This is a genomic window from Clostridium sp. UBA5119, assembly GCF_002414285.1.
Classification (GTDB): Bacteria; Bacillota; Clostridia; order Clostridiales; family Clostridiaceae; genus Clostridium_J; species Clostridium_J sulfidigenes.
Genome location: NZ_DHYX01000078.1, coordinates 1,521 through 24,628 on the forward strand (window position 1 = coordinate 1,521; position 23,108 = coordinate 24,628).

The following is a 23,108-nucleotide window of genomic DNA, read 5'->3' on the forward strand; positions in this document are numbered from 1 at the left end:
AATCATTAACCAATATTGAAGTTCCTTCAAGACAGAGTTGTTTAGTAACTATTATACTATCCCCTACTTTTGCTCCAGACGTGCTGATAGCACTATTAACATTACTTTTCCCAATAGCTGTACACGAAACCACTATCTTATTAACAGCTTCTGTTATTTCAGTATGGCCACCTATAATTTGAACATTTACTTTACATGCCTCTTCATGAATTTCTTTCATAAGATCATGTAATTCTTGTATAGTAGTCTTTTGCGGTGCTAGTATGGTAACCAAGATTCCTAATGGTTCGACTCCACAGGAAGCTATATCATTACAGTTAATGTTAACTGCAATTTTACCTATATTTTCATCTGCACCAGTTACAGGGTCTGTAGAAATTACACATTGATTACTATCAAAATTTATAATGGCACAATCTTCTCCTATGCCGTTAGATACTTCTACTTCCTTCCTCTCTTTCCCTTTATGGTTATCTATTATGTACTTTAGTTCATTCCAATTTAGTTTTCCTACCCTCATATAAATTCTCCTAACCTAAAAAAACTATTGTGTTTTTAGCACATTTTCACTTCTCATATCATATTATTAAATATAACTAATATTCTGGTGGTGTTATTTTGAGATATATAGGACCTTTTTTAAGAATTAACATACTAAACAATGACAATATAAAAAGTCAATTGTTTCATTTTTCTAAAGAGTCCCTTAGACATATAGTTCTACACTCTGGATGTGGAATTATATCTAGAAATGCAAACTTAAAAATTAAACCTTTACCTAATGATGATGATATCACAAATAGCGTTATTTCTCCACTATTATGTGTATATAGAAAAGCCGACGGAAAACTTTTGAAAGAAAAAGATAAATTACTTTGGAATCATCGCAAGTTTAAAAGAGAAATAAACATATGTGCTAATGGGTATATGACCCTTGGTCTGCTGTACTTATCTGACTATTATAGAAAATTTAAAGATATTGATGAGGATAAATATAAACTTAGCAAATACTATGTTGACCTATCCATTGAGCAATTAGAATTTTTTGCTCTTTATTGCCGTAATAGTGAGGGGGTATTTGTTGATAAATACGATTCTACAGATCCTCTTCAAAAAGAATATTTTCTTACAGACAAGAATATGAAGTTTAAATTTTCAACACAAGCTCTTCTCATGGCAGCATATTATAAATGTGCTACACTTTCAGAAGATAATAATGAAAGCTTTAAATCCTTTGCTCTAGATATAATGAATCTATTTTCAAGCCTAAAGCAAGAAATATATAATACTTCTCATGATGAGTTAGTTAAAATATGTTTAGCCTTCAATATTCTTTATGAATGTTCAAAACTAGAGAAAGCTAAGGAATTACTAGTAGATTTTTCTGAATTAATGATTGAAAACATCAATCATATGCCACCTTCTGTAATTAGAGATAATATAGATATTTCTTGTTTATGCTATATAAACTCTATATTAACTTATAAAAATACCAATTTATCGCATTTTAAAGATGCAGCCTTTAAAATCTTTAATAACTTAGAAAAACTATATAATAATGATGATGGTATTTTTATAAAAGACATTTCTGAAAAAGAAAACAAATTTTCTTCAGATGAAATAATTCTATATCTTTATGTATTTATGATTCAAGAGTCTTTATTAAGCGACAATGAAAAAACAGAGCTCGCTTCTAAAATTCATGGTCTTTATAAAAAACAGGTAGTAAGCTCCGGAATTATACTTAGGTGGCCGGAAGCTCCTAGTCTTGATAATCCTGAAAGATATAGGAATTTTTCATGTAAGGCAGAAGACTTATTAGATGATAATTATTTCAGATTTTCTTCTTATGTAAATAACGATACTAATGATTTAGCACCTATTTTTGTTAAAAATATTTCTTTAAATAGAAAAAAAGAAAGTTATAAACACTATAAACATAGTTTTGATTCTTGTAAAAACATGTTTAACTTTTTTACAATTATTTATTTAAATACAATTTTAGATTTCTAATAAAGAAGTACCTTAAATTTAAGGTACTTCTTTAACTTTTTCTAATCTTATATTTCCAGTAGTAGTTACATACACTTGGCTTATACCTTCTTTAATGCAAATAACATTGTTAATATTATATATAGGTATAGATATTAACTGATTTTTTAGTATTTTTTCACATTTCTCATAGATAATTTTTCTTTTTTCGTCATTCATTTCATATTTTGCAGAATTAATAAGATTGTAATATTCTTCACTTTCATATGCAATAAGATTATTATTAGAAATTTTATGGAAACTCTCAAAATATTCTCCAGGATTTCTATAGCCGAAATCAAACCTATGCAATACTATATCATAATCTCCTTTTTCAACAGCATTTTTCAATTCTTCTTTAGAATATTCTTTTAAAACTATTTCTGAATCAGTACACTCTTTAATATCAATACTTAAATCTTCAACAATTCTCTTATTCAAGTTATTTTTTTCAAAAATTACTCTTATTTCAGGATTTTCATTGATATTAACCTTGCTAAAGAATTCTTTAGCTTTTTCAGTATCTCCAAAAACCGAGAATGCTTGTTCTGTTTTTTCTGTTTCCATCACATAGGATGTAGCTGGAGTAAGTAATTCTTTGCATATAAGTTGAGAGTAGTATTCCTTTGATAAAAGTGAGTTTATAGCTATTCTAAAATTTACATCTCCACCAACAGTTTCTTTATCTGGGTTAAAACTTAAATAATATATAGCTGAACCATTAAAACTTTTCACCATTGAATTTTGAGATAATCTTAAAAGCTCATTTATAGGAGCATCCATCATTATATCAATACTACCTGAAAAATAATCTGTATTGGTATCCGTTGACTTTTCAAAAATAGCTAAAGTATTTTCTTCGCTGTTTAAAAATGTAATTCTAATAGTTTCATCAGTAATTTTAGTTCTTTCATAATGCTTTTGATTTTTTTCTATATAGATCTCATCACTCTTTACATCTTTAATTACAAAGGGACCTGTATACCTTATTGAAGTAAAATTTTCCTTATACCTATCCATGGTTCCGTAATCTCTAAGGTTAAATACTGGGTTAGCTATGATATTAATAAAATAAGGATTTTTATAATTTAGTCTAATAGCTATGGTACTATCATCTTTTACGTTTATTGCCACATTTGAGAAATCACCAATTCCTTCTCTAAACTCCTTAGCTCCATATATACAATCTAAACTACTAGCATATACATTATTTCTATCACTTAAAAAGCCTTTAAAAAAACTCTTAATTGCCTCTGCAGTAATTTTTTCTCCTGTGCTATAATATATATCCTCTCTTAATATAAAAGTGTATTCTAAGCCATCTTCTGAAGTTATTATCTCCTTTGCAAGTGCTGGTACTATTTCTCCATTATTATCTTCTTTTACTAAACCTTCAAAAAGTGTTATTAGCAAATCTTTATCTCTTACAGTATTTTCTCTTGTTAACTGTAAATCTTCAGGATTTACATTCATATTGTAAGTTATATAATTCACTTTACTATATTTTACAGAATTTAATTTATCTTTCTCAATAGATATTCCTGCTAAAATTATTATAATGCAAAGTACTGTAAATATTATTTTCTTCACCACAACACCTCCTATATTTAAAATTATTTACTCATTTATGTCAAAATAAACAATTCTGAGCAAGTTAACACAAAATTCTTCTTTTCCAATTGTAAACATGTGATATAATATTTATAATAATGTGTAAATAAATTGGAGGTATCTTATGGTTTACTTAGATATTATATTGAAAATATTAGGAATCTTATCTTTAATAACTTTTATGATAATAATCATTTGGGGATTTGTTGTTTTCAATTCTATATATAGCCAGCTGAGATATAGTAATTATATACTTGAAAAAATCTCACACATATTAAATATTTCATGTATAGATATGCAAGCTAAGGAAAAGGAACAACAAAAAAAATCTGAAATAATTGATGAAAACTCTAGTTCAGAGCTTTTAGATAGTACTTCTGACTCTACTATCTAGAATAATAATTATTTTAGTTATGGATGATACCCCTAATCAACAGAAAAATTTATATTGATTAGATGTATAGTACAATACAAATTATTTACTATAGCAATTAGCCCCATGGATAAAAACTCCATGGGGCTAATGCTTTCTACTTTAAATCATTACCTTAAACTCTTCTTCAGAAATTACTCTAATTCCCAATTCTATGGCTTTATTATACTTAGAACCTGGAACTTCTCCAACTATAACAAAGTCTGTTTTTTTACTTACAGAACCTGCTACCTTTGCACCGAAACTTTCTAACTTATCTTTAATTTCATTTCTCGAAAATTCTTTTAAACTTCCTGTAACTACAATGGTTTTATCTTTAAAAGGATTTTCATCTATTTGCTGAACTTGTTCCTCCCTTGGAGTTACACCCAAATTTAATAGCTCATTTATGGTTTCTCTAGATTTATCTAATGAGAAGAATTCAACTATAGTTTTTGCAACTATATCTCCTATATCGGGAACTGATATTAATTCTTCAAAGGATGCTTTCTCAATACTTTTTAAAGTTTTAAATTTCTTTGATAAATCCTTAGCTGTTTTTTTACCCACATTAGGAATACCTAGTCCATATATAAATGAAGATAATTCACATTCTTTACTATTCTCTAATGCTGTTAAAAGATTTGTAGCTTTCTTATCTCCAAACTTTTCTAATCCAACTAATTCCTCTTTTTTTATTCTATATAAATCTGCTATGGACTTTATTCCAAGTTTTTCAAATAACTGTTCAGCAGTTTTTTCACTAAATCCAGCTATATTCATAGCTTCTCTGCCAGCGTAGTGAACTATAGTTTTTACCATTTGAGGCTTACATGCTAAGGTGTTTTCACAAAACAAATGCACTCCATCTCTAAATAGTTCTTCCCCACAACTAGGACATACTTTAGGCTCTTCAATAGAAATACTTCTTTCTAATGACTCCTCTACTACTCCCATTATTTCCGGAATTACATCATTAGATCTTCTAACAAATACTGTAGCCCCAATTTTCACTCCCTTACGCTGAATATCATCTAAGTTATTCAAAGTAGCTCTTTTAACTGTTACACCACCTAATTCTACTGGCTCAAGAATTGCAGTAGGACTAACTCTTCCACTTCTACCTACATTCCATTCTACATCCAAAAGCTTAGTAGTTGTTTCTTCTGCTTCAAACTTATAAGCTATTGCCCACTTAGGAAACTTAATTGTATATCCTAATACCTCTCTAGTTTTTATATCATCAATTGCTATAACTACCCCATCTATGTCATAATTCAAGTTATTTCTAATATTGTTAATATATTTAACTTGTTTTTCTATTTCATCAATATTAGTGCATGTTTCCATATAATTATCCATAGGGAGTCCCATTTTTTTTATAAAATTCATCATTTCAGTATATGTATTAAATGGATTTCCTTCATTATATCCAACATCATAGAAGAAAGCAGATAAATTTCTTCTGGCAGTCTCCTTTACATTTAAATTTCTAAGAGCTCCAGCTGCTCCATTCCTTAAGTTCTTTAATGGAATAGAAGCATTTTTATTATAGTTTTCAAAAGCTTCCTTTGTCATAATAGCTTCACCATGAACTTCGATTATACTGTGATTATCTATTATGAGTGGAATAGATTTTATAGTCTTTACTTGACTAGTAATGTCTTCTCCAATTTCTCCAGTCCCTCTAGAAGATCCAACTATTAAAATTCCCTCTTGGTTATAGGTCAAATTTATAGAAAGTCCATCAAACTTTTTAGTAACAATATACTTAACACTTGGTAGTTTTTCTTCATGATCACTATTATACTCATTTATAACTTTGATATTTCTATTATGCCAATTCTTAATTTGTTCTATGGATTGAGCCTTATCTAAACTCCAAAGAGGAGCTCTATNNATGTTTATATTTTTTAAATTCATCTAAAACTATATCTCCCACTCTTAACGTTGGTGAATAAGGTAAAACTTCTTCAAGTTCACTTTCTAAAACTTTAAGTTCATCATATTTTTTATCATATTCTTTATCAGATATGATAGGATTATCTAGTACATAGTATTCATAGGAGTATTTATTTAACTCCTCTACTAACTTTAGCATTTTACTGCGCTTATCATTACTCATTATAACGCTTCCTCCTATTAACTTTAAAATAGCTCCTATATATATTTAAAATTTAATTATAGGCTATGTTTTATTAACATCTAAAACATAGCCTATAATAAACTTATTCTGCTGTCTTCGTGACTTTCTTACACTATATTAAGCTAGTTCAAGACCTGCCTTATTAAGCATAAGCTTTTTGATTCCCATATTGTTAAAAGCTATAGTAACTATAGTTTCTCCATTGTCTGAGGATATAGATACTACAGTTCCCACTCCAAATTTACCATGTCTTACTTTTACCCCTATAGTAAGTTCTTCTTTAACTGCACATTTGTCAACTCCACATTCCATACCACTAATTTCACTTGAAGCCATAGGTTTCTTTGAATTATAAAAACCACTTCTAAAGGAGTGAGGATTATTATTAACTTTATTATTTACTTTATTGTTAATATTATCAAAACTTCCTCTAGATTGAGTTCCTCCATCATCATTCAAATCACATTTTAATTCCTTAGGTATTTCACTTATGAAGTCTGATATAGGATATCCCACAGTTCTACCAAATACCATTCGCTGTTCTGCCGATGATATATATAGCATCTCTTCAGCTCTTGTAATGGCAACATAGCAAAGTCTTCTTGATTCTTCCATCTCATTAAAATTATTCAAAGAAGCCATGCCTGGAAATATTCCATTTTCCATTCCAACTAAGAAAACTACCGGAAATTCAAGTCCTTTTGAACTATGAACAGTCATCATTACTACTGCATTATTCTCTTCATCTAAATTATCTATATCAGAAACTAAAGTTACCTTTTCTAAAAAGGCACTTAAGGATTTATCTTGTGAAGAATTTTCAAAGACTACGGCATCAGATACAAGTTCCTTTAAGTTTTCTATTCTACTTTCATCCTCGGCACTACTAGAACCCTTAAGCATTTTCATGTATCCACTTCTATCTAAAATATCCTCAATTAGTTCAGGTACACTTATATTCTCTGCATCCACTATAAGAGTATTCATTAAGCTCACAAATTTATTTATAGATGTTATAGCTCTTGCAGAAAGATTTGGTATAAATTCTGCATCTAAAAGTGCATCATACATGCATATATTATTTTCTGCTGCAAATTCCTGTACCTTAGCTATGGTTGTGTCTCCAATACTTCTTTTAGGCTCATTTATAATTCTTTTTAAACTTATATCATCAAGAGGATTATTTATCACTTTTAAGTAAGCCATAATATCCTTAATTTCTTTTCTTTCATAGAATCTGAGTCCCCCTACTATTTTATAGGTTATCTCATTCCTTCTAAAGGCTTCCTCAAATATACGCGATTGAGAGTTCATTCTGTAAAGTATAGCAAAATCTTTTAAGCTTCTATTTTCTTCTCTTATCATTCTTTTAATTTGAGTTGCTACAAAGTTTCCTTCATCTATGTCGCTATAGGCTCTGTATACTTTTAGCTTTTCTCCAGATTCACTTTCAGTTCTTAATACTTTATCTTTTCTTTGCGCATTATTTGTTATAACCTTATTAGCAGCCTCTAATATGTTTGATTTGGACCTATAGTTTTGCTCCAACTTAATAACCTTTGCTCTTGGAAAGTCCTTTTCAAAGTCCAATATATTATTTATATCTGCACCTCTCCATGCATAAATACATTGATCGTCATCTCCAACTACACATATATTTTCATTTTCATTAACTAAAAGCTTTATCAATTCATATTGACATTTATTAGTATCTTGATACTCATCTACAAGAATATATTTAAATTTTCTTCTATAAAACTCTCTAACCTCATCATTTTCTTTAAGCAGTTTAACAACTAAATAAATTAGATCATCAAAATCCAAAGAATTTGTAGTCTTTAATTTCTTTTCATAGGTTAGATAAACATCTGCTATCTTATTCATTCGAAAGTTTCCTTCATTTTCTTTTTTAAACTTCTTGGCAGATATTAATTTATTTTTAGCATCGGAAATTTTTGAGATAATTTCTCCATCAGTTATGTCTTTATCATTGATATTAAGTTCTTTCATGCACTGCTTTACTAGTGATTTAGCATCGTAACTATCATATATAGTAAAATTTTTATTATATCCTAACTTATCAATTTCTCTTCTTAAAATTCTTACACAACTAGAGTGAAAAGTTGAAACCCACATTGTATCAACTATATCTCCTACTAATGATTTAACTCTTTCCTTCATCTCTCCTGCTGCTTTATTTGTAAAAGTTAAAGCTAAAATCTGTGAGGGATATATATTTAAATCATTTATCATATGTGCCATTCTATAAGTAAGAACCCTAGTCTTTCCTGATCCTGCACCTGCTAAAATTAACAAGGGGCCTTCTACGGTAATAGCTGCTTCGTATTGCTCCTTGTTTAATAGCTTTTTTAAATCCATCTAATCACTCCTAAATTTATAGTTATCTAATGTAATTTATTAATCTTCCTTATCCTATAATATAATACTATACTATGGATATTTAACCTATTCTTTATTATACCATATACTATGAATTTATAAACGACATATAACTAATTACTCAAGAGGTTACTACATCATAACCTTATATTGTCATTATTTTAATTTCTAATATGTTGATTAAATTGAAAAAGTCTTACTTTCTTTAAAATGTACCCTAAGTCAAGGACATTTTACTTTAAAGTAAGACTTTTTCTTCTAATTAATCTATGATTACTTATAATTTTCTATTTATCTTCATATTCCTTCCAATCAACTCTTTCAAATACTACCTTATATCCATTATTTCCATAATTTAAAGAACGATTGACTCTACTTATGGTAGCAGTACTAGCTCCAGTACTACTAGCGATATCTAAATAAGTTCTTCTCTCTTTAAGCATTCTTGCAACTTGAAGTCTTTGCTCCATAGCTTTTATTTCATTTATTGTACAAACATCTTCAAGGAACCTATATACTTCCTCTCTGGTTTTAAGAGATCTAATTGCGTCAACAAGATAATCCATTTCTGGAGTTTCAAGTTTTGAAACATATCCACTCATTATTTTCTCCCCTATCACTAAAAAATTCATCTATATACATTATAAAGTTATCATATTAAAGTGTAAACATTTAATCTTTAATATAATTTTATCAAACATTAAATACAAAAGCTATCCCCTTGGATAGCTTTTAGTTAAAGTATAAATATGTTTATTCCTATAATTGATCCTACAAAAACAACTGCTGATACTATAGTAAGTTTAGTTAAGAATGATTCCTTTGTTTTAGTTTTATTCTTGCTATAATAAGTTTCTGAACTTCCAGCTACTAAACCACCTAAACCTGATGATTTACTTTCTTGAAGAGATGTTGCTAATATAACTGTTAATGCGGAAATAATTATTACAACCTTTAATGCTGTTATCATTATTATGCCCCCTTAATTCTTTATCCTTATACATGTAATATATTTTATCACAGTAAAAATATTTTTACAATGAAAACAGTAATAAATGTAAATATATATATTAAATTAATATATACTTCTAATATATAAATAAAACATCGAACAAATGTAAAATTTGTTCGACGTTTTTATTATAGAAATTAGTTATCTTTTTATGTTAAAGAAAGATTTTAATCCTCTAAATTCAGCCATATCACCAAGTTCTTCTTCGATTCTTAATAACTGGTTGTATTTAGCAACTCTCTCACTCCTTGCAGGAGCTCCAGTTTTAATTTGACCTGCATTTGTAGCTACTACTAAGTCAGCTATTGTAGTATCTTCTGTTTCCCCAGATCTGTGAGAAACTACTGCAGTATAACCAGCTCTTGCAGCCATCTCTATAGCATTTAAAGTTTCAGTTAAAGTTCCTATTTGGTTTAATTTTATAAGAATTGAGTTTGCAGTTTCTCTTTCAATCCCCATTCCAAGTCTAGAAGTATTAGTTACAAATAAGTCATCTCCAACTAATTGAATTTTTTTACCTATTTTATCAGTTAAGTACTTCCACCCTTCCCAATCTTCTTCAGCCATACCATCTTCAATAGATATTATTGGATATTTTCCACATAATTCTACATAGTAATCTGCCATCTCATGAGGAGTTAACATTCTTCCTTCTCCAGCAAGATTATATTTTCCATCTTCAAAGAATTCAGAAGATGCTGGGTCAAGTGCTATGAAAGCATCTTTTCCTGGCACATATCCAGCTTTTTCTATTGCTTCGATTATAACTTTTATTGCTTCTTCATTTGATGATAAATCTGGAGCAAATCCACCTTCATCACCAACACCTGTGCCTAGCCCTTTAGCTTTTAAGATTCCTTTTAATGCATGGTAAACTTCTGCTCCCATTCTTAAAGCTTCGCTAAAAGATGTAGCTCCTGCTGGCATAACCATAAACTCTTGTAAGTCCACATTATTATCAGCATGTTTTCCACCATTTAATATATTCATCATAGGTACTGGTAAAACTTTAGCATTAACTCCACCAATATATTGGTATAAACCAAGTCCTAAGTAATTAGCAGCAGCTTTTGCACAAGCAAGAGACACTCCTAAAGTAGCATTAGCACCTAATTTTTCTTTATTATGAGTTCCATCTAATTCTATCATAGTCTTATCTATAGCAACTTGATCGAATATATTCATTCCTATTAATTCTTCTGCTATTATATTGTTTACATTATCAACAGCTTTTAATACACCTTTTCCATTGTATAGAGATTTATCTCCATCTCTTAATTCAACAGCTTCAAATTGACCTGTTGATGCTCCTGAAGGTACTGCCGCTACCCCTACTGTACCATCTTCTAGAACAACTTCAACCTCTACTGTCGGGAACGCTCTTGAATCTAATATTTGTCTTGCATAGACATCAATAATTTCAACATATTGTTTCATTTTTTTCCTCCTTCATATTATGTTTATAATAAATTTAGCATGGCTAAATATTTTAACTTAATAATTTAAATTAATGATTTTCCACTCATTTCACTTGGAATATCTAATTCCATCTTTGTTAAGATAGTTGGAGCAATATCTGCAAGTATTCCTCCACTTCTAAGTGTTCCTACTTCTTTACTTACGTATGTAAATGGAACCAGATTAGTAGTATGTGCAGTCATTGGTTTACCTGTAGAGTAATCNNAATCATAGACTCCGCATTACCGTGGTCTGCTGTGATAAATACTGTACCATCATGGTCTAGGACTTTATTTACAACCTTGCCTAAGCAATAATCTACAACTTCAATAGCCTTTACTGCTGCTTCAATAACTCCAGTGTGTCCAACCATGTCTGGGTTAGCATAATTTAATATAATTAAATCATATTCATCTTTTTCAATACTTTTTAATACTGCATCAGTAACTTCATAGACACTCATTTCTGGTTTTAAGTCATAGGTTGCTACTTTAGGTGATGGAATTAATACCCGATCTTCACCCTTATTAGGTTCCTCTACTCCACCATTAAAGAAGAAAGTTACATGAGCATATTTTTCTGTTTCTGCAATTCTAAGCTGCTTTAGTCCTTTGCTACTAATATATTCACCTAATGTATTCTCATAACTCTCAGGTTTATAAGCTATTTGTACATCCTCAATAGTTTTATCATATTGAGTCATACATACATAGGTTACATCTAAACTTTCTCTTTCAAAACCTTTAAAATCCTTATCTTTTAAAGCTCTAGTTATCTCTCTTGCCCTATCTGGTCTAAAGTTAAAAAATATTATGGAATCTTTATTTTTTATAGTAGCTACCGGTTTACCATCCTTCACAATTACACTAGGAATTACAAACTCATCCGTTTTATTATCATGATAAGCATCATCTATAACTGCAAATGGGGAAGTACTAGTGTTTCCTTCACCTCTTACCATTGCATTATAGGCTAATTGTACTCTTTCCCATCTATTATCTCTATCCATAGCATAATATCTACCAGAAATAGTTGCAATTTCTCCTATTCCCTCACTATCTATATGGTTTTGTAACTCTTCTATAAATATTTTTGAAGATGTTGGCGATACATCTCTTCCATCTAAAAAGCAATGAACAAAAACTTTTTTTACACCCCTTCTCTTACAAAGAGTTATAAGAGCTTTTACATGATTTATATGAGAATGAACTCCTCCATCTGATAATAATCCTATTAAGTGAACAGCTGAGTTATTTTTCAACGCATCATCAATAGCAATATTAAAAGCTTTATTTTCAAAGAAATCGCCATCTTTAATTGATTTTGTTATTCTAGTCAATTCTTGATATATTATTCTTCCCGCACCTATATTTAAGTGTCCTACTTCTGAGTTACCCATCTGCCCCTCAGGAAGCCCTACATCTAGACCAGAAGCTGATAATGCGGTGTGAGGATATTTAGCCTTTAATCCATCGTAGTTAGGTTTATTAGCCTCTCTAACTGCATTTCCATCCACATTGTCGCTTATTCCAAAACCATCTAATATCATTAGCATTACTGGTTTTTTATTCATAATATTTGACCATCCTTTTATTAGTAATTTACAATAGCTGCAAAATCTGAAGCCTTAAGACTAGCTCCACCTATTAATCCTCCATCTATGTGTTCCTTTGACATTTGCTCTTTTATAGTTGATGGCTTAACTGATCCTCCATATTGAATTCTAACTTTATCTGCAACTTCTTCTCCGTATAACTTGCATATAACTCCTCTAATAAATCCTATTGTATTATTAGCATCATCAGCAGTTGCAGTTTTTCCTGTCCCTATTGCCCAAATAGGCTCATAGGCTATAACCATATTTTCAACTTGCTCTTTTTTTATTTCAATTAGATCTTGCTTTATTTGAGCCCCTAATACTTCTTCAGTTATTCCTAATTCCCTTTGCTGTAAACTTTCACCTACGCATAATATAGGCGTAATCTTATGATGAAAAGCAGTCTTTAATTTTTTATTAACAGTTTCATCAGTTTCATTAAAATACTGCCTTCTTTCACTATGTCCAATTATAACAAATTTTACTCCTAGTTCTTTAAGCATTAATGGAGAAACTTCTCCTGTAAAAGCACCTGACTCTTCAAAATGCATGTTTTGAGCTCCAACCATAATATTGCTTCCCCTACATTGTTCAACTACTGTTGGTAAACTTAAAAAAGTTGGACAAACTACTACATCACAGTTAGCATCATTTACTAAAGGCTTTAATTCCTTAACTAAATTTACTGCTTCTTCTATTGTATTATTCATCTTCCAGTTTCCTGCTATTATTGCTTTTCTCATGATTAATCCTCCTATCAATAACTTTACAACACATCTTTAATAACGCTAAAATATTCAAGTTTTTTCCGTAAAAGACATATTACATTTTTTCTCTAACTCAAATATAATATATTACTCTCAAAAAGGAAAGCAAATAAACAAGATTTTATCTTGTTTATTACTTTCTTTATAGATTTTTGCATTTACTTATTATTTAGAGCAACAATTCCTGGAAGTTCTTTTCCTTCTAAAAATTCTAAGGAAGCTCCACCACCTGTTGAAATATGGGTCATTTTATCTCCTAGACCAAATATATTAACAGCCGCAGCACTATCTCCTCCACCAATTATTGTAATTCCATCACAATTAGCCATAGCTTCTCCTACTGCTATTGTTCCCCTATTAAAGTTTTCAAATTCAAAAACTCCCATTGGACCATTCCAAATAATAGTTTTAGACTTTGCTATCACTTTCGCATATAATTCTCTTGTTTTTGGTCCTATATCTAAAGCCATATATCCATCTTGTATATTTTCATCTTCTGTTATTACTGGATTTGCATTTTTATCGAATTCTGTAGCTACTACATGGTCTATCGGTAGATATAATTTTACTCCTTTTTCTTTAGCCTTATTCATCATCTCTAGTGCATAATCAATTTTATCTTCTTCTACCCTTGATATACCCATTTTATATTCTTTAGCTTTAAGGAAAGTATATGCCATAGCTCCTCCTATAAGAAGATTGTCTACTTTCTCTAAAAGATTATTTATTACATTAATTTTGTCTGATACTTTAGAACCTCCTAAAATAGCAGTAAATGGTTTTTTAGCATGTTCTATAGCTTCTCCTAAGAACTTAAGCTCTTTCTGAATTAAATATCCGCAAACTGACTCTTCTACAAACTCAGTTACTCCTACTGTAGAACAATGAGCTCTATGTGCTGTTCCAAAAGCATCATTTACGAATAAATCACAAAGAGAAGCTAATTCCTTAGAATAATTTTCTTCATTTTTAGTTTCTTCTTTTCTAAATCTAGTATTTTGTAATAGTACTATATCTCCATCATCCATACTTGAAATATCTGATTTTGCGTTATCTCCCACTACGTCATCATCCGCTGCAAAAATTATATTCTTATTTAATAGCTCACTTAATCTCGCTGCTACTGGTGATAGCGAAAGCTCTGGTTTAGGCTCCCCCTTTGGTTTTCCTAAATGTGAACATAAGATAACCTTTGCATTATGGTTAACTAAGTACTTTATAGTAGGTATTGCTCCTAGCAGTCTATTTTCATCAGTAATTTTACCTTCTATTATAGGTACATTAAAATCACACCTTACTAAAACCTTTTTACCTTTCACCTGGATGTCTTCTAATGATTTCTTGTTAAATGACATATTAAAATCTCCTTTTTTTAAACTTATTGTAATAAAAATCTAGTTCAATCACAAATCTTAGAACTAGATTTTTATTACATACCTATTTTAACACATTTTGAAGATTATAATCTATCTGCAACATATTTTGTTAAATCTGCTAGCCTATTTGAGTAACCCCACTCATTATCATACCAAGCTACTACTTTAACTAGATTATCTCCCATAACCATAGTTGATAATGCATCTACAATTGAAGATCTCTCATCACCTCTAAAGTCCATTGAAATTAATGGTTCCTCAGAGAATCCTAAAATCCCATTAAGTTTTCCTTCTGCTGCTTCTCTTAAAGCCCCATTAACTTCTTCTGCGCTCACTGACTTGCCAAGTTCACATACTAAATCAGTCATTGAAACTGTTGGTGATGGAACCCTTACTGCCATACCATTTAATTTTCCTTTAAGCTGTGGTAAAACTAATGCAACCGCTTTTGCCGCTCCTGTAGTTGTTGGAATCATTGATTCTCCTGCAGCTCTAGCTCTTCTTAAATCTTTATGTGGCGCATCCAATATTTTTTGATCATTAGTATATGAGTGTATTGTAGTCATAAGCCCTTGTACTATACCAAACTTTTCATCTAAAACTTTTGCAAAAGGAGCTAAACAGTTAGTTGTACATGAAGCATTTGAAATAATATTATGATTTTTAGCATCATATTCATCTTCATTTACTCCCAGTACAATTGTTATATCTTCATTTTTTGCTGGTGCGGAAATTAACACCTTTTTAGCCCCAGCTTCTATATGAGTCTTNNTTTGCTTTTTCAGCATCTGTAAATAATCCTGTAGATTCTATTACAATATCTGCACCTTGAAGTCCCCATGGTATATTTTTAGGATCTCTCTCTGCAAATATTCTTATTTCCTTTTCATTAACTATAATTGAATTCTCAGTAGCTTCAACTGTTCCATTGAATTTTCCATAAAGGGTATCATACTTCAAAAGATGTGCTAGTGTCTCAGGATCTGTTAAATCATTAATTGCTACAACTTCTATGTCATTTCCATATTTATCTACCAAAACCTTAAATACATTTCTTCCAATTCTACCGAATCCATTAATTCCAACTTTAACCATTATAAAATACCTCCAACGTTTAATTTAATAATTTTTATATTAAACTTAATTGATATAAACAGACTTTTAGGAGATTTCATCCTAAAAATCCTTATCTAGAGATACATTTCCTTATATACATATTCATTCTAAAGCATAGAAGACGAAAAATCATAATATATTAATTTTAAAAATATATAAGTACTTTAGTAAATAACTCTAGGATAAAATCATTAAGTATTAACAATCAACTTTATTTAGAAATAGTTTTAAAATTTCTTTTGCCGTAGCCTCATCAGTAACTAATGTTGAATTTAATTTATCCATTTGTATAGCCATAATAGCTTTTGCTTTTTCAACACCTGCTGCTACAGCTATTACATTAGGAATATTTTCAATTCTATCTTTAGTTATTCCAATTGAAGGCATAGAATATACAACCTCACCTTTTCTATTAAAATAATGTCCATAAGCTTCTCCTATAGCTCCTAATTCTAATATTCTTTCCTTTACGTCCTTACCTAAACTTCTCTTATCACACATATCTTTAGCCAGCCCTATACCATGGATAAGAATATTTGATTTCTCTATATGTTCAAAAGTCTCCTTAATATCTGATTCCTTAATCAACGCTTTAAAAGAATCACTACTTATGTTATCTGGAATGTGTAACAATTCATAAGTAGCATCTAACTTATTTGCTAAAATCTCTACTAAGGTATTAGATTGTATTTCTGTTTCCTTTCCCATACCACCTCTTCCAGGTAAAACCTTTATATCTTTATATTTAGTCATTGGAAGGAAATTGTAAACTACCTCCTTAATTGTGCGTCCTCCTGTAAGGGATATTGTAATATCATCTTTAATAATACTTTTTAAATAATTACCCGCTACCCTACCAAGTTCAGTATATAATGAATTATCTTCTGTTACATTTCCCTTAATAACTATTACTTCTCTAACTTTAAGAATTTTCTTCAATTCCTCTTCTAAATTATTTAAACCACTTAATTCCTTCATAAAAGCCTTAAGTCCAATAAAAACTTCATCACCTTCTTCAGTAATGTACATACCAGAGGACTTAATGTCAATTAATCCTTGAGTTTTCAATAGATTTGTTTCGCTTCTTACAACCCTTTCACTTAAATTTACTATGGTTGACAGCAGCCTTCTGCCTATGGGTTCTCTATACTTTATATTTTTTAATATGGTATATCGCATCTCTAAAACTTCTAGCAATTCCGGCACTACCTTCTGCTGTAATTTCAATAACTTCTCCATCTTTCACCTCATTGACAAAATATGTCCCTATGGACACAATTTGTCCCATAAACATTTTAAATCCCTATTTATATTATATGACAATATTCATTGTTTGTGAAGTACTTATGTTAATTTATATAAGTTATATTTCTACATTCATCTACAATTTATTCAAAAAAATTAATTCCATATAAATCATATTAATAAATTAATGCTTCATATGGAATATCAAAATCTATATTAATCTTTTTCGTTGAGATGAGGATTTTATTCCTAACTCCTCTCGATATTTAGCTATAGTACGTCTAGAAATATCTATGCCTTTTTCATTAACAATTTTACATATAACTGAATCAGATAGTGGTTTTGACTTGTCTTCAGATTCTATTATATTCTTTATCATATCTTTTACACTAACAGATGATATATCTTGACTTAAAATGTTTACACTGTTAGTAAACAAATCCTTTATTCTCTTAATTTCCCCTGTATGAAGAGCTACATATTTATCTCTAATAGCTCTACCAACCGTAGATTCATGCATGTTTAAACTATTAGCTATATATTTAATAGTCATAGGTTTTATATAATTATTCCCCTTATCTAGATACTCCTCTTGATTTTTAACTATTTCCTCCATGACTTTACACAAAGTATTTTTTCTATTTTGTATACTTTTAATCAAAAACATAGCACTACTTATTTTGTCTTTTACATAATCTATAGCTTCCGAATCATTACTGCTATTAATTACATCTTTATATGTATTATTAATTATTAATTTAGGTAATAAATTATCATTCATTAAAATTACATATTCATCACTTATTTTTTTTATATAAACATCTGGAATCAAATATCCAATCTCTTCACCAGTAAAAAATCCCCTGGTAGGTTTAGGTTCCAATTTTTTTATTATATCTTCACATTCTTGAACTCTTTTAGCCACTATTCCAAGTTTTTTACCTATTAATTGATATTTTCCTTTTGATAATTCATATAAATAATTATTTATTATTTCCTCAACATAATTATTCATTATATTTTTCCTATGCAGTTGAAGTATCAAACATTCATTCAGTGACCTAGCACATATTCCAGGCGGTTCAAGTCCCTGAACTATATCTACACATCTCATAGCTGAATCTTTTGAAATACTCAGTTCTTCCATTAAATTATCTATAATCTTTTCATCTAAATATCCTCTATGATCGATATTATCTACAATATATCTACAAATACACTCGTCTTGTCTATCTAAATTACTATGCATAACTTGTTCTCTTAAGTAATCCTTAATAGTAGGTTTGCTACTTATAAAATTAAAAGGTGATACCAAATCATCTTCTTCATGTTTGTAGTATGATCTATCATTATAATTATCCATGGCCATGTCTCTAATTAATTCTCTATACTCTCTCAATTCATTATCAACTATTTCTTCTTTAGCTGTTTCTAAATTATTTTCTACTTCCAAAACTACATTTTCTTGTAATTCCTTATCAATATGTTGTAAAAGTTCATAGGATGACATTTGTAATAACTTTATTGATTGTTGCATCTCCATTGTCATAATCAATTTTTGTTCTTGTGATAGCCTTAAATCAAAGCCTAAATTCATAAATATCCCTCCTACTCATCTTAACTAATCATATCATAAATTATATGATATTTCTAATTAAATAGAGCCAAATCCATATTTCCCTACAATAATTTATAAAAAGAGAGTTAGCCTATAACAAACTAACTCTCTAAACTATATTATAATTTAAATTAATTTAAATATTATCTACCATTCTTTTCATATGCTTCTCCTGAAGCAGCTGGTGCATTTGTTTTACCTACAAAGCCAGCAAGTGCTAACATAGTTAATAGATATGGTATAATTGTAAATACTTCAGATGGCAATGACCATCCAAGCCCTTGGGCAAATATCTGGAATGATTCACCAAAAGCAAATAACAAACATGCTCCAAATGAACCGATAGGTGTCCAGTTACCAAAGATTACAGCTGCTAAAGCAATGAATCCTCTACCTGCTATCATTCCTTCTCTATATATTGGTGTAATACCAATTGATAAAGCAGCTCCACCAAGACCAGCCAACATTCCTGATAATATTACACAGATGTATCTTACTAGGTATACATTTATTCCTAGTGTATCTGCAGCCTTTGGATGTTCTCCTACAGATCTAATTCTAAGTCCAATAGAAGTTTTGTAAAGTACAAAATGGGCTACAAATACCAATACTATTGCCATTATTACAAACCAGTTTAATCCAGATAAAATATCACCAATAATAGGAATATTCACAATGAATTTTGGTAAATTGTAAGGAAGAAGGGTCACCAAGTCTGTTTGACCTCCCTTTCCATTGAATAATATATATATCAAGAAACTAGCTAGAGCTGTAGCAAACAAGTTAATAGCTGTACCAGAAATAACCTGGTCTGATTTTAAGTGAATACTAAGAACTGCATGAATTAATGCAAGTAATCCACCCGCTACTAAAGCAAACACTATTCCTACTACAGGACTACCTGTTATATATGTTCCATATACAGCAAAAAATGCTCCTATGGTCATCATACCTTCAAGACCTATATTTACTACTCCTGAACGCTCAGAAAACACTCCTCCTAAGGATGTGAAGATAAGAGGTGTAGCTATTCTTAAAGTAGCTGTTATTAATGAAATGATACTAACAACAATTATATTATCCATTCATTATCTCCCCTTTCTTTTTCTTATTTCCAAAGTAAGTCACAATGTAATCTGTTGCTACAAATATAATAATTACTGATTGAATTAAAAATACTATTTCTTTTGGTATTCCACTAATTTGAAGAGCTCTTGAACTACTATTTAAAGCTCCGAACAATATGGCTGATAAAATACATGCTACTGGATTTTTCTTGGCTAACAGTGCTACTGCTATACCATCAAACCCATAGCTAGGAACTACCATAAAATCTTGAATTAAATGTTTCACACCAGCTACATGTGTAGCTCCACCAAGTCCAGCTATAGCTCCTGATAAAACCATAGCTAAAACTGCATTCTTAGCAACATTTACTCCACCATATTCTGCACCATGAGGATTTATACCAACGGCTCTTATCTCATATCCGATGGTAGTTTTCCATAATATAAATGCCATAATAATAGCTGTTATAATACCTATAAATAAACTTATATTAGCTGAGCTTCCTTGAACAAACCTTGCAAGTTTTGCACTTTCTTGTATCATTGGAGTTGCAGCCTTTCCCGGAACTCCGAATGCCGTTCTAAGTATAATGTAGTTTGCAAGTGCTATAGAAATATAGTTCATCATAATTGTATTTATAACTTCACTAGTTCCAAATTTCGCTTTAAGAAATCCTGGTATTCCTCCCCAAATTCCTCCAGCAACTATACCACTTACAATTATTAATGGAATGTGTATTATAGGACTTAATCCTGGTATTGTTCCTACTATAGCAGCTGCAACCATACCTAGTACAAATTGACCACCTACACCAATATTAAATAGTCCACATCTAAAAGCTACAGCATTAGCTACACCAGTAAAAATTAAAGGTGTCACTTCCGCTAGAGTAGCCATGGTATTCCTTTTTGTTCCAAAACTGCCAGTCCATATAGTTGAAACTAAATCAGTCAAAGCTGTAAAATATTGAGTTACTGAATACCCTTTTGCCCACATAACAAAAAATACTGATATAAATAAAGAAAGTATAACTGCTACTACAGGAAAGAGTATAGCCTTTATTGTATCCTTAACTTTACTACTCATTTTATTTCTCTTCCCCTTTCTTATCTAAGCTTCCACCAGCCATTAGTATACCCAGTTTTTGCTCATCCGCATCTTTTCTGTCTAAAATATCTACTATTTCACCGTCATACATTACCGCAATTCTATCTGAAAGAGCTAAAATTTCATCTAATTCTAAAGATACTAAAAGTACCGCTTTTCCTTTATCTCTCTCATCTACAAGTCTACTATGAATATATTCAATAGCACCTACATCTATACCTCTTGTAGGTTGAGCTGCAATTAACAATGTTGGGTCTTTAGAAATTTCTCTAGCTGCAATTAACTTTTGTTGATTACCTCCAGATAAAGCAGATGCATTTACTTCATTACTCGGTGTTCTTACATCAAACTCTTCTATAAGTGTGTCACAATGTTTTTTAATAGCCTTATAGTCCATCATAATGCCTTTATTAAATTCTTTGTTTTTATGAATTCCAAGAATAGAGTTTTCAAATAATGAATATTTTAGTATAAGTCCTCTTTTATGTCTATCTTCAGGAATATGTCCAATACCTGAGTCAATAATTTCTCTAGGAGATTTTCCATATAAATCTTTTCCATTTAATAATATTTTTCCATTATGACCTTTTCTAAGACCTGTAAGTACTTCTAGTAGTTCTGTTTGTCCATTCCCATCTACTCCTGCAATCCCTAAAATTTCGCCTCCGTTAACAGTAAAGGAAACATTTTTCACAGCAGGAATCCCTCTTTGATCATTTGCAGATAAATTTTCAACCTTAAGAACTTCTCCTGTTAATTCAGATTCTCTTTTTTCTACTACTAAATTTACTTTTCTTCCAACCATCAACTCAGCTAATTCATCAATACTAGTATCAGTAGTATTAACGATACCAGTAACCTTACCTCTTCTAATTATAGTAACCCTATCACTCATACTCATAACTTCTTTCAATTTATGAGTTATAAGAATGACAGACTTTCCTTCTTTTTTCAAATTATCTAATATTTTGCCTAATTCCTCAATTTCTTGTGGAGTTAAAACCGCTGTTGGTTCATCAAGAATTAATATCTTTGCCCCTCTATAAAGGGCCTTAAGAATTTCCACCTTTTGCTGCTGTCCTACAGATATATCTTCAATCACAGCATTTGGATCTATGGAAAATCCATATTTATCTGACAGTTCTTTCACATCATTATAGGCTTTTTTTCTGTCTAGGCATAACCCTTTATTTGGTTCACATCCAAGTACAATATTTTCAGCTACTGTAAAGTTGTGAACTAACATAAAATGTTGGTGAACCATTCCTATTCCAAGCTTTATCGCTTCACTAGGGTTGTTAATTTTAACTAAATTTCCATTAACATAAATATCACCTTTTTCTTGCTGATACAAGCCATAAAGTATATTCATTAAGGTAGTTTTTCCTGCACCATTTTCACCCAACAATACGTGTGTTTCTCCTTGCAATAAATCAAAGTCCACACTGTCGTTTGCGATGGTGCCAGGGAAAACTTTAGTTATACCTTTCATTTCAATTACTTTTTCCATTTCCCTTCCTCCTTATAATATTACCTACGTTTACATACTACATTAAAATGCTCAATATTAGTTAAAATACCTATATGTACTTTATAGAATCCATCTCCCATTATACCATAAAAATATTTTATTGAATATTTTTTTATACAACTTCATTCTAATAAAAATATATTAACAAAACTAATAAAAAAAAGCTAGATGTAAAATCTAGCTTTTTTCTTGCGTTCTTATCGCTTATTTATAATCAATAGCTTCTTGTCTTGTAGCAGGCACTTTAATTTTACCTTCTTTAATTTTAGCTTCAAACTCTTCTGCTTTCTTAATTACATCAGCAGCAGTATTGTCTTTAGTTGTTGCAGCCATACCTACTCCACCTTCAGCAATACCTAACTCAACATGACCAGCTTTGAATGTTCCATCTATAACTGCTTTTGTTGCATCGTAAGTGGCATTATCAACTCTCTTCATCATAGAAGAAAGGATAACATCTTTAAATTTCGGAAGAGAAACCGCTTGGTCCATATCAACACCGATAGCCCAAACTTCTTTTCCTTCTTTCTTTAATTCTTGTGCTCTTTGGAATAAACCAATACCACATCCACCAGCTGCATGATAAATTACGTCACAACCAGCTCCATATAAT

16 protein-coding genes and 3 pseudogenes are annotated in these 23,108 nt (G+C 30.3%); 2 read left to right on the plus strand and 17 right to left on the minus strand.

Annotated elements, in window-relative coordinates; all coding sequences use genetic code 11:
- On the minus strand, positions 1-520 hold a 520-nt coding region (locus B2671_RS12150; protein ID WP_346870659.1), incomplete at its 3' end, for an AIR synthase related protein.
- Between the two features lie 98 nt (positions 521-618).
- On the opposite strand from B2671_RS12150, the gene B2671_RS12155 reads away from it, so the two are divergent.
- Positions 619-2,013, plus strand: coding sequence for a hypothetical protein (locus B2671_RS12155; RefSeq protein ID WP_346870660.1), 1,395 nt, complete (start codon positions 619-621; stop codon positions 2,011-2,013).
- An 18-nt stretch (positions 2,014-2,031) separates the two neighbouring features.
- On the opposite strand, the gene B2671_RS12160 is transcribed toward B2671_RS12155, so the two are convergent.
- Entirely contained in the window at positions 2,032-3,621 is a 1,590-nt protein-coding gene (locus B2671_RS12160; protein ID WP_346870661.1) for an ABC transporter substrate-binding protein, read from the minus strand.
- Between the two features lie 145 nt (positions 3,622-3,766).
- Between B2671_RS12160 and B2671_RS12165 the strand changes: the two genes are divergently transcribed.
- Complete coding sequence (locus tag B2671_RS12165; protein ID WP_346870662.1) at positions 3,767-4,036, plus strand: hypothetical protein; 270 nt, start codon at positions 3,767-3,769, stop codon at positions 4,034-4,036.
- 141 nt (positions 4,037-4,177) lie between these two features.
- Here the strand turns inward: B2671_RS12165 and ligA are convergent.
- The 15 genes and pseudogenes from ligA to B2671_RS12240 form a co-directional block, all read right to left on the minus strand.
- Positions 4,178-6,179, minus strand: a pseudogene (gene ligA / locus B2671_RS12170) (NAD-dependent DNA ligase LigA).
- A 138-nt stretch (positions 6,180-6,317) separates the two neighbouring features.
- Positions 6,318-8,579, minus strand: coding sequence for a DNA helicase PcrA (gene pcrA, locus B2671_RS12175; protein ID WP_346870663.1), 2,262 nt, complete (start codon positions 8,577-8,579; stop codon positions 6,318-6,320).
- A 308-nt stretch (positions 8,580-8,887) separates the two neighbouring features.
- Positions 8,888-9,202, minus strand: coding sequence for a YerC/YecD family TrpR-related protein (locus B2671_RS12180; protein WP_346870664.1), 315 nt, complete (start codon positions 9,200-9,202; stop codon positions 8,888-8,890).
- 134 nt (positions 9,203-9,336) lie between these two features.
- The gene (gene secG / locus B2671_RS12185; protein ID WP_346870665.1) at positions 9,337-9,570 is read right to left on the minus strand and encodes a preprotein translocase subunit SecG; all 234 of its coding nucleotides are present in this window, start codon (positions 9,568-9,570) and stop codon (positions 9,337-9,339) included.
- Positions 9,571-9,753: 183 nt separating this feature from the next.
- Entirely contained in the window at positions 9,754-11,049 is a 1,296-nt protein-coding gene (eno, locus tag B2671_RS12190) for a phosphopyruvate hydratase (protein WP_346870666.1), read from the minus strand.
- Positions 11,050-11,114: 65 nt separating this feature from the next.
- Positions 11,115-12,643 (minus strand): annotated as a pseudogene (gpmI, locus tag B2671_RS12195) (2,3-bisphosphoglycerate-independent phosphoglycerate mutase).
- Between the two features lie 20 nt (positions 12,644-12,663).
- Positions 12,664-13,410 (minus strand): triose-phosphate isomerase, encoded by a 747-nt coding sequence (gene tpiA / locus B2671_RS12200; RefSeq protein WP_346870667.1) that lies wholly within the window; start codon positions 13,408-13,410, stop codon positions 12,664-12,666.
- 182 nt (positions 13,411-13,592) lie between these two features.
- The gene (locus B2671_RS12205) at positions 13,593-14,789 is read right to left on the minus strand and encodes a phosphoglycerate kinase (protein ID WP_346870668.1); all 1,197 of its coding nucleotides are present in this window, start codon (positions 14,787-14,789) and stop codon (positions 13,593-13,595) included.
- Positions 14,790-14,893: 104 nt separating this feature from the next.
- A pseudogene (gene gap / locus B2671_RS12210) lies at positions 14,894-15,905 on the minus strand (type I glyceraldehyde-3-phosphate dehydrogenase).
- A 219-nt stretch (positions 15,906-16,124) separates the two neighbouring features.
- Entirely contained in the window at positions 16,125-17,165 is a 1,041-nt protein-coding gene (locus B2671_RS12215) for a sugar-binding transcriptional regulator (protein WP_346870669.1), read from the minus strand.
- A gap of 217 nt (positions 17,166-17,382) precedes the next feature.
- A complete protein-coding gene (rpoN, locus tag B2671_RS12220) occupies positions 17,383-18,768 on the minus strand; it encodes an RNA polymerase factor sigma-54 (RefSeq protein ID WP_346870670.1) in 1,386 nt (461 codons plus the stop codon).
- A 164-nt stretch (positions 18,769-18,932) separates the two neighbouring features.
- The gene (locus B2671_RS12225) at positions 18,933-19,874 is read right to left on the minus strand and encodes an ABC transporter permease (RefSeq protein ID WP_035132387.1); all 942 of its coding nucleotides are present in this window, start codon (positions 19,872-19,874) and stop codon (positions 18,933-18,935) included.
- The gene (locus B2671_RS12230; protein WP_346870671.1) at positions 19,867-20,943 is read right to left on the minus strand and encodes an ABC transporter permease; all 1,077 of its coding nucleotides are present in this window, start codon (positions 20,941-20,943) and stop codon (positions 19,867-19,869) included. The genes B2671_RS12225 and B2671_RS12230 overlap by 8 nt, the downstream gene beginning before the upstream one ends.
- Position 20,944: 1 nt before the next feature.
- Positions 20,945-22,474 (minus strand): ABC transporter ATP-binding protein, encoded by a 1,530-nt coding sequence (locus tag B2671_RS12235; protein WP_346870672.1) that lies wholly within the window; start codon positions 22,472-22,474, stop codon positions 20,945-20,947.
- A gap of 225 nt (positions 22,475-22,699) precedes the next feature.
- A partial coding sequence (locus B2671_RS12240) for a BMP family lipoprotein (RefSeq protein ID WP_346870673.1) occupies positions 22,700-23,108 on the minus strand: 409 nt, incomplete at its 5' end.

What these genes read in the sequence shown, in the direction of transcription:
- B2671_RS12180 (WP_346870664.1), bottom strand. Translation starts at nt 9,202, where the DNA reads ATGAGTGGATATGTTTCAAAACTTGAAACTCCAGAAATGGATTATCTT.
- B2671_RS12235 (WP_346870672.1), bottom strand. Translation starts at nt 22,474, where the DNA reads ATGGAAAAAGTAATTGAAATGAAAGGTATAACTAAAGTTTTCCCTGGC.
- secG (WP_346870665.1), bottom strand. Translation starts at nt 9,570, where the DNA reads ATGATAACAGCATTAAAGGTTGTAATAATTATTTCCGCATTAACAGTT.
- B2671_RS12230 (WP_346870671.1), bottom strand. Translation starts at nt 20,943, where the DNA reads ATGAGTAGTAAAGTTAAGGATACAATAAAGGCTATACTCTTTCCTGTA.
- rpoN (WP_346870670.1), bottom strand. Translation starts at nt 18,768, where the DNA reads ATGAATTTAGGCTTTGATTTAAGGCTATCACAAGAACAAAAATTGATT.
- pcrA (WP_346870663.1), bottom strand. Translation starts at nt 8,579, where the DNA reads ATGGATTTAAAAAAGCTATTAAACAAGGAGCAATACGAAGCAGCTATT.
- tpiA (WP_346870667.1), bottom strand. Translation starts at nt 13,410, where the DNA reads ATGAGAAAAGCAATAATAGCAGGAAACTGGAAGATGAATAATACAATA.
- eno (WP_346870666.1), bottom strand. Translation starts at nt 11,049, where the DNA reads ATGAAACAATATGTTGAAATTATTGATGTCTATGCAAGACAAATATTA.
- B2671_RS12205 (WP_346870668.1), bottom strand. Translation starts at nt 14,789, where the DNA reads ATGTCATTTAACAAGAAATCATTAGAAGACATCCAGGTGAAAGGTAAA.
- B2671_RS12215 (WP_346870669.1), bottom strand. Translation starts at nt 17,165, where the DNA reads ATGGAGAAGTTATTGAAATTACAGCAGAAGGTAGTGCCGGAATTGCTA.
- B2671_RS12165 (WP_346870662.1), top strand. Translation starts at nt 3,767, where the DNA reads ATGGTTTACTTAGATATTATATTGAAAATATTAGGAATCTTATCTTTA.
- B2671_RS12225 (WP_035132387.1), bottom strand. Translation starts at nt 19,874, where the DNA reads ATGGATAATATAATTGTTGTTAGTATCATTTCATTAATAACAGCTACT.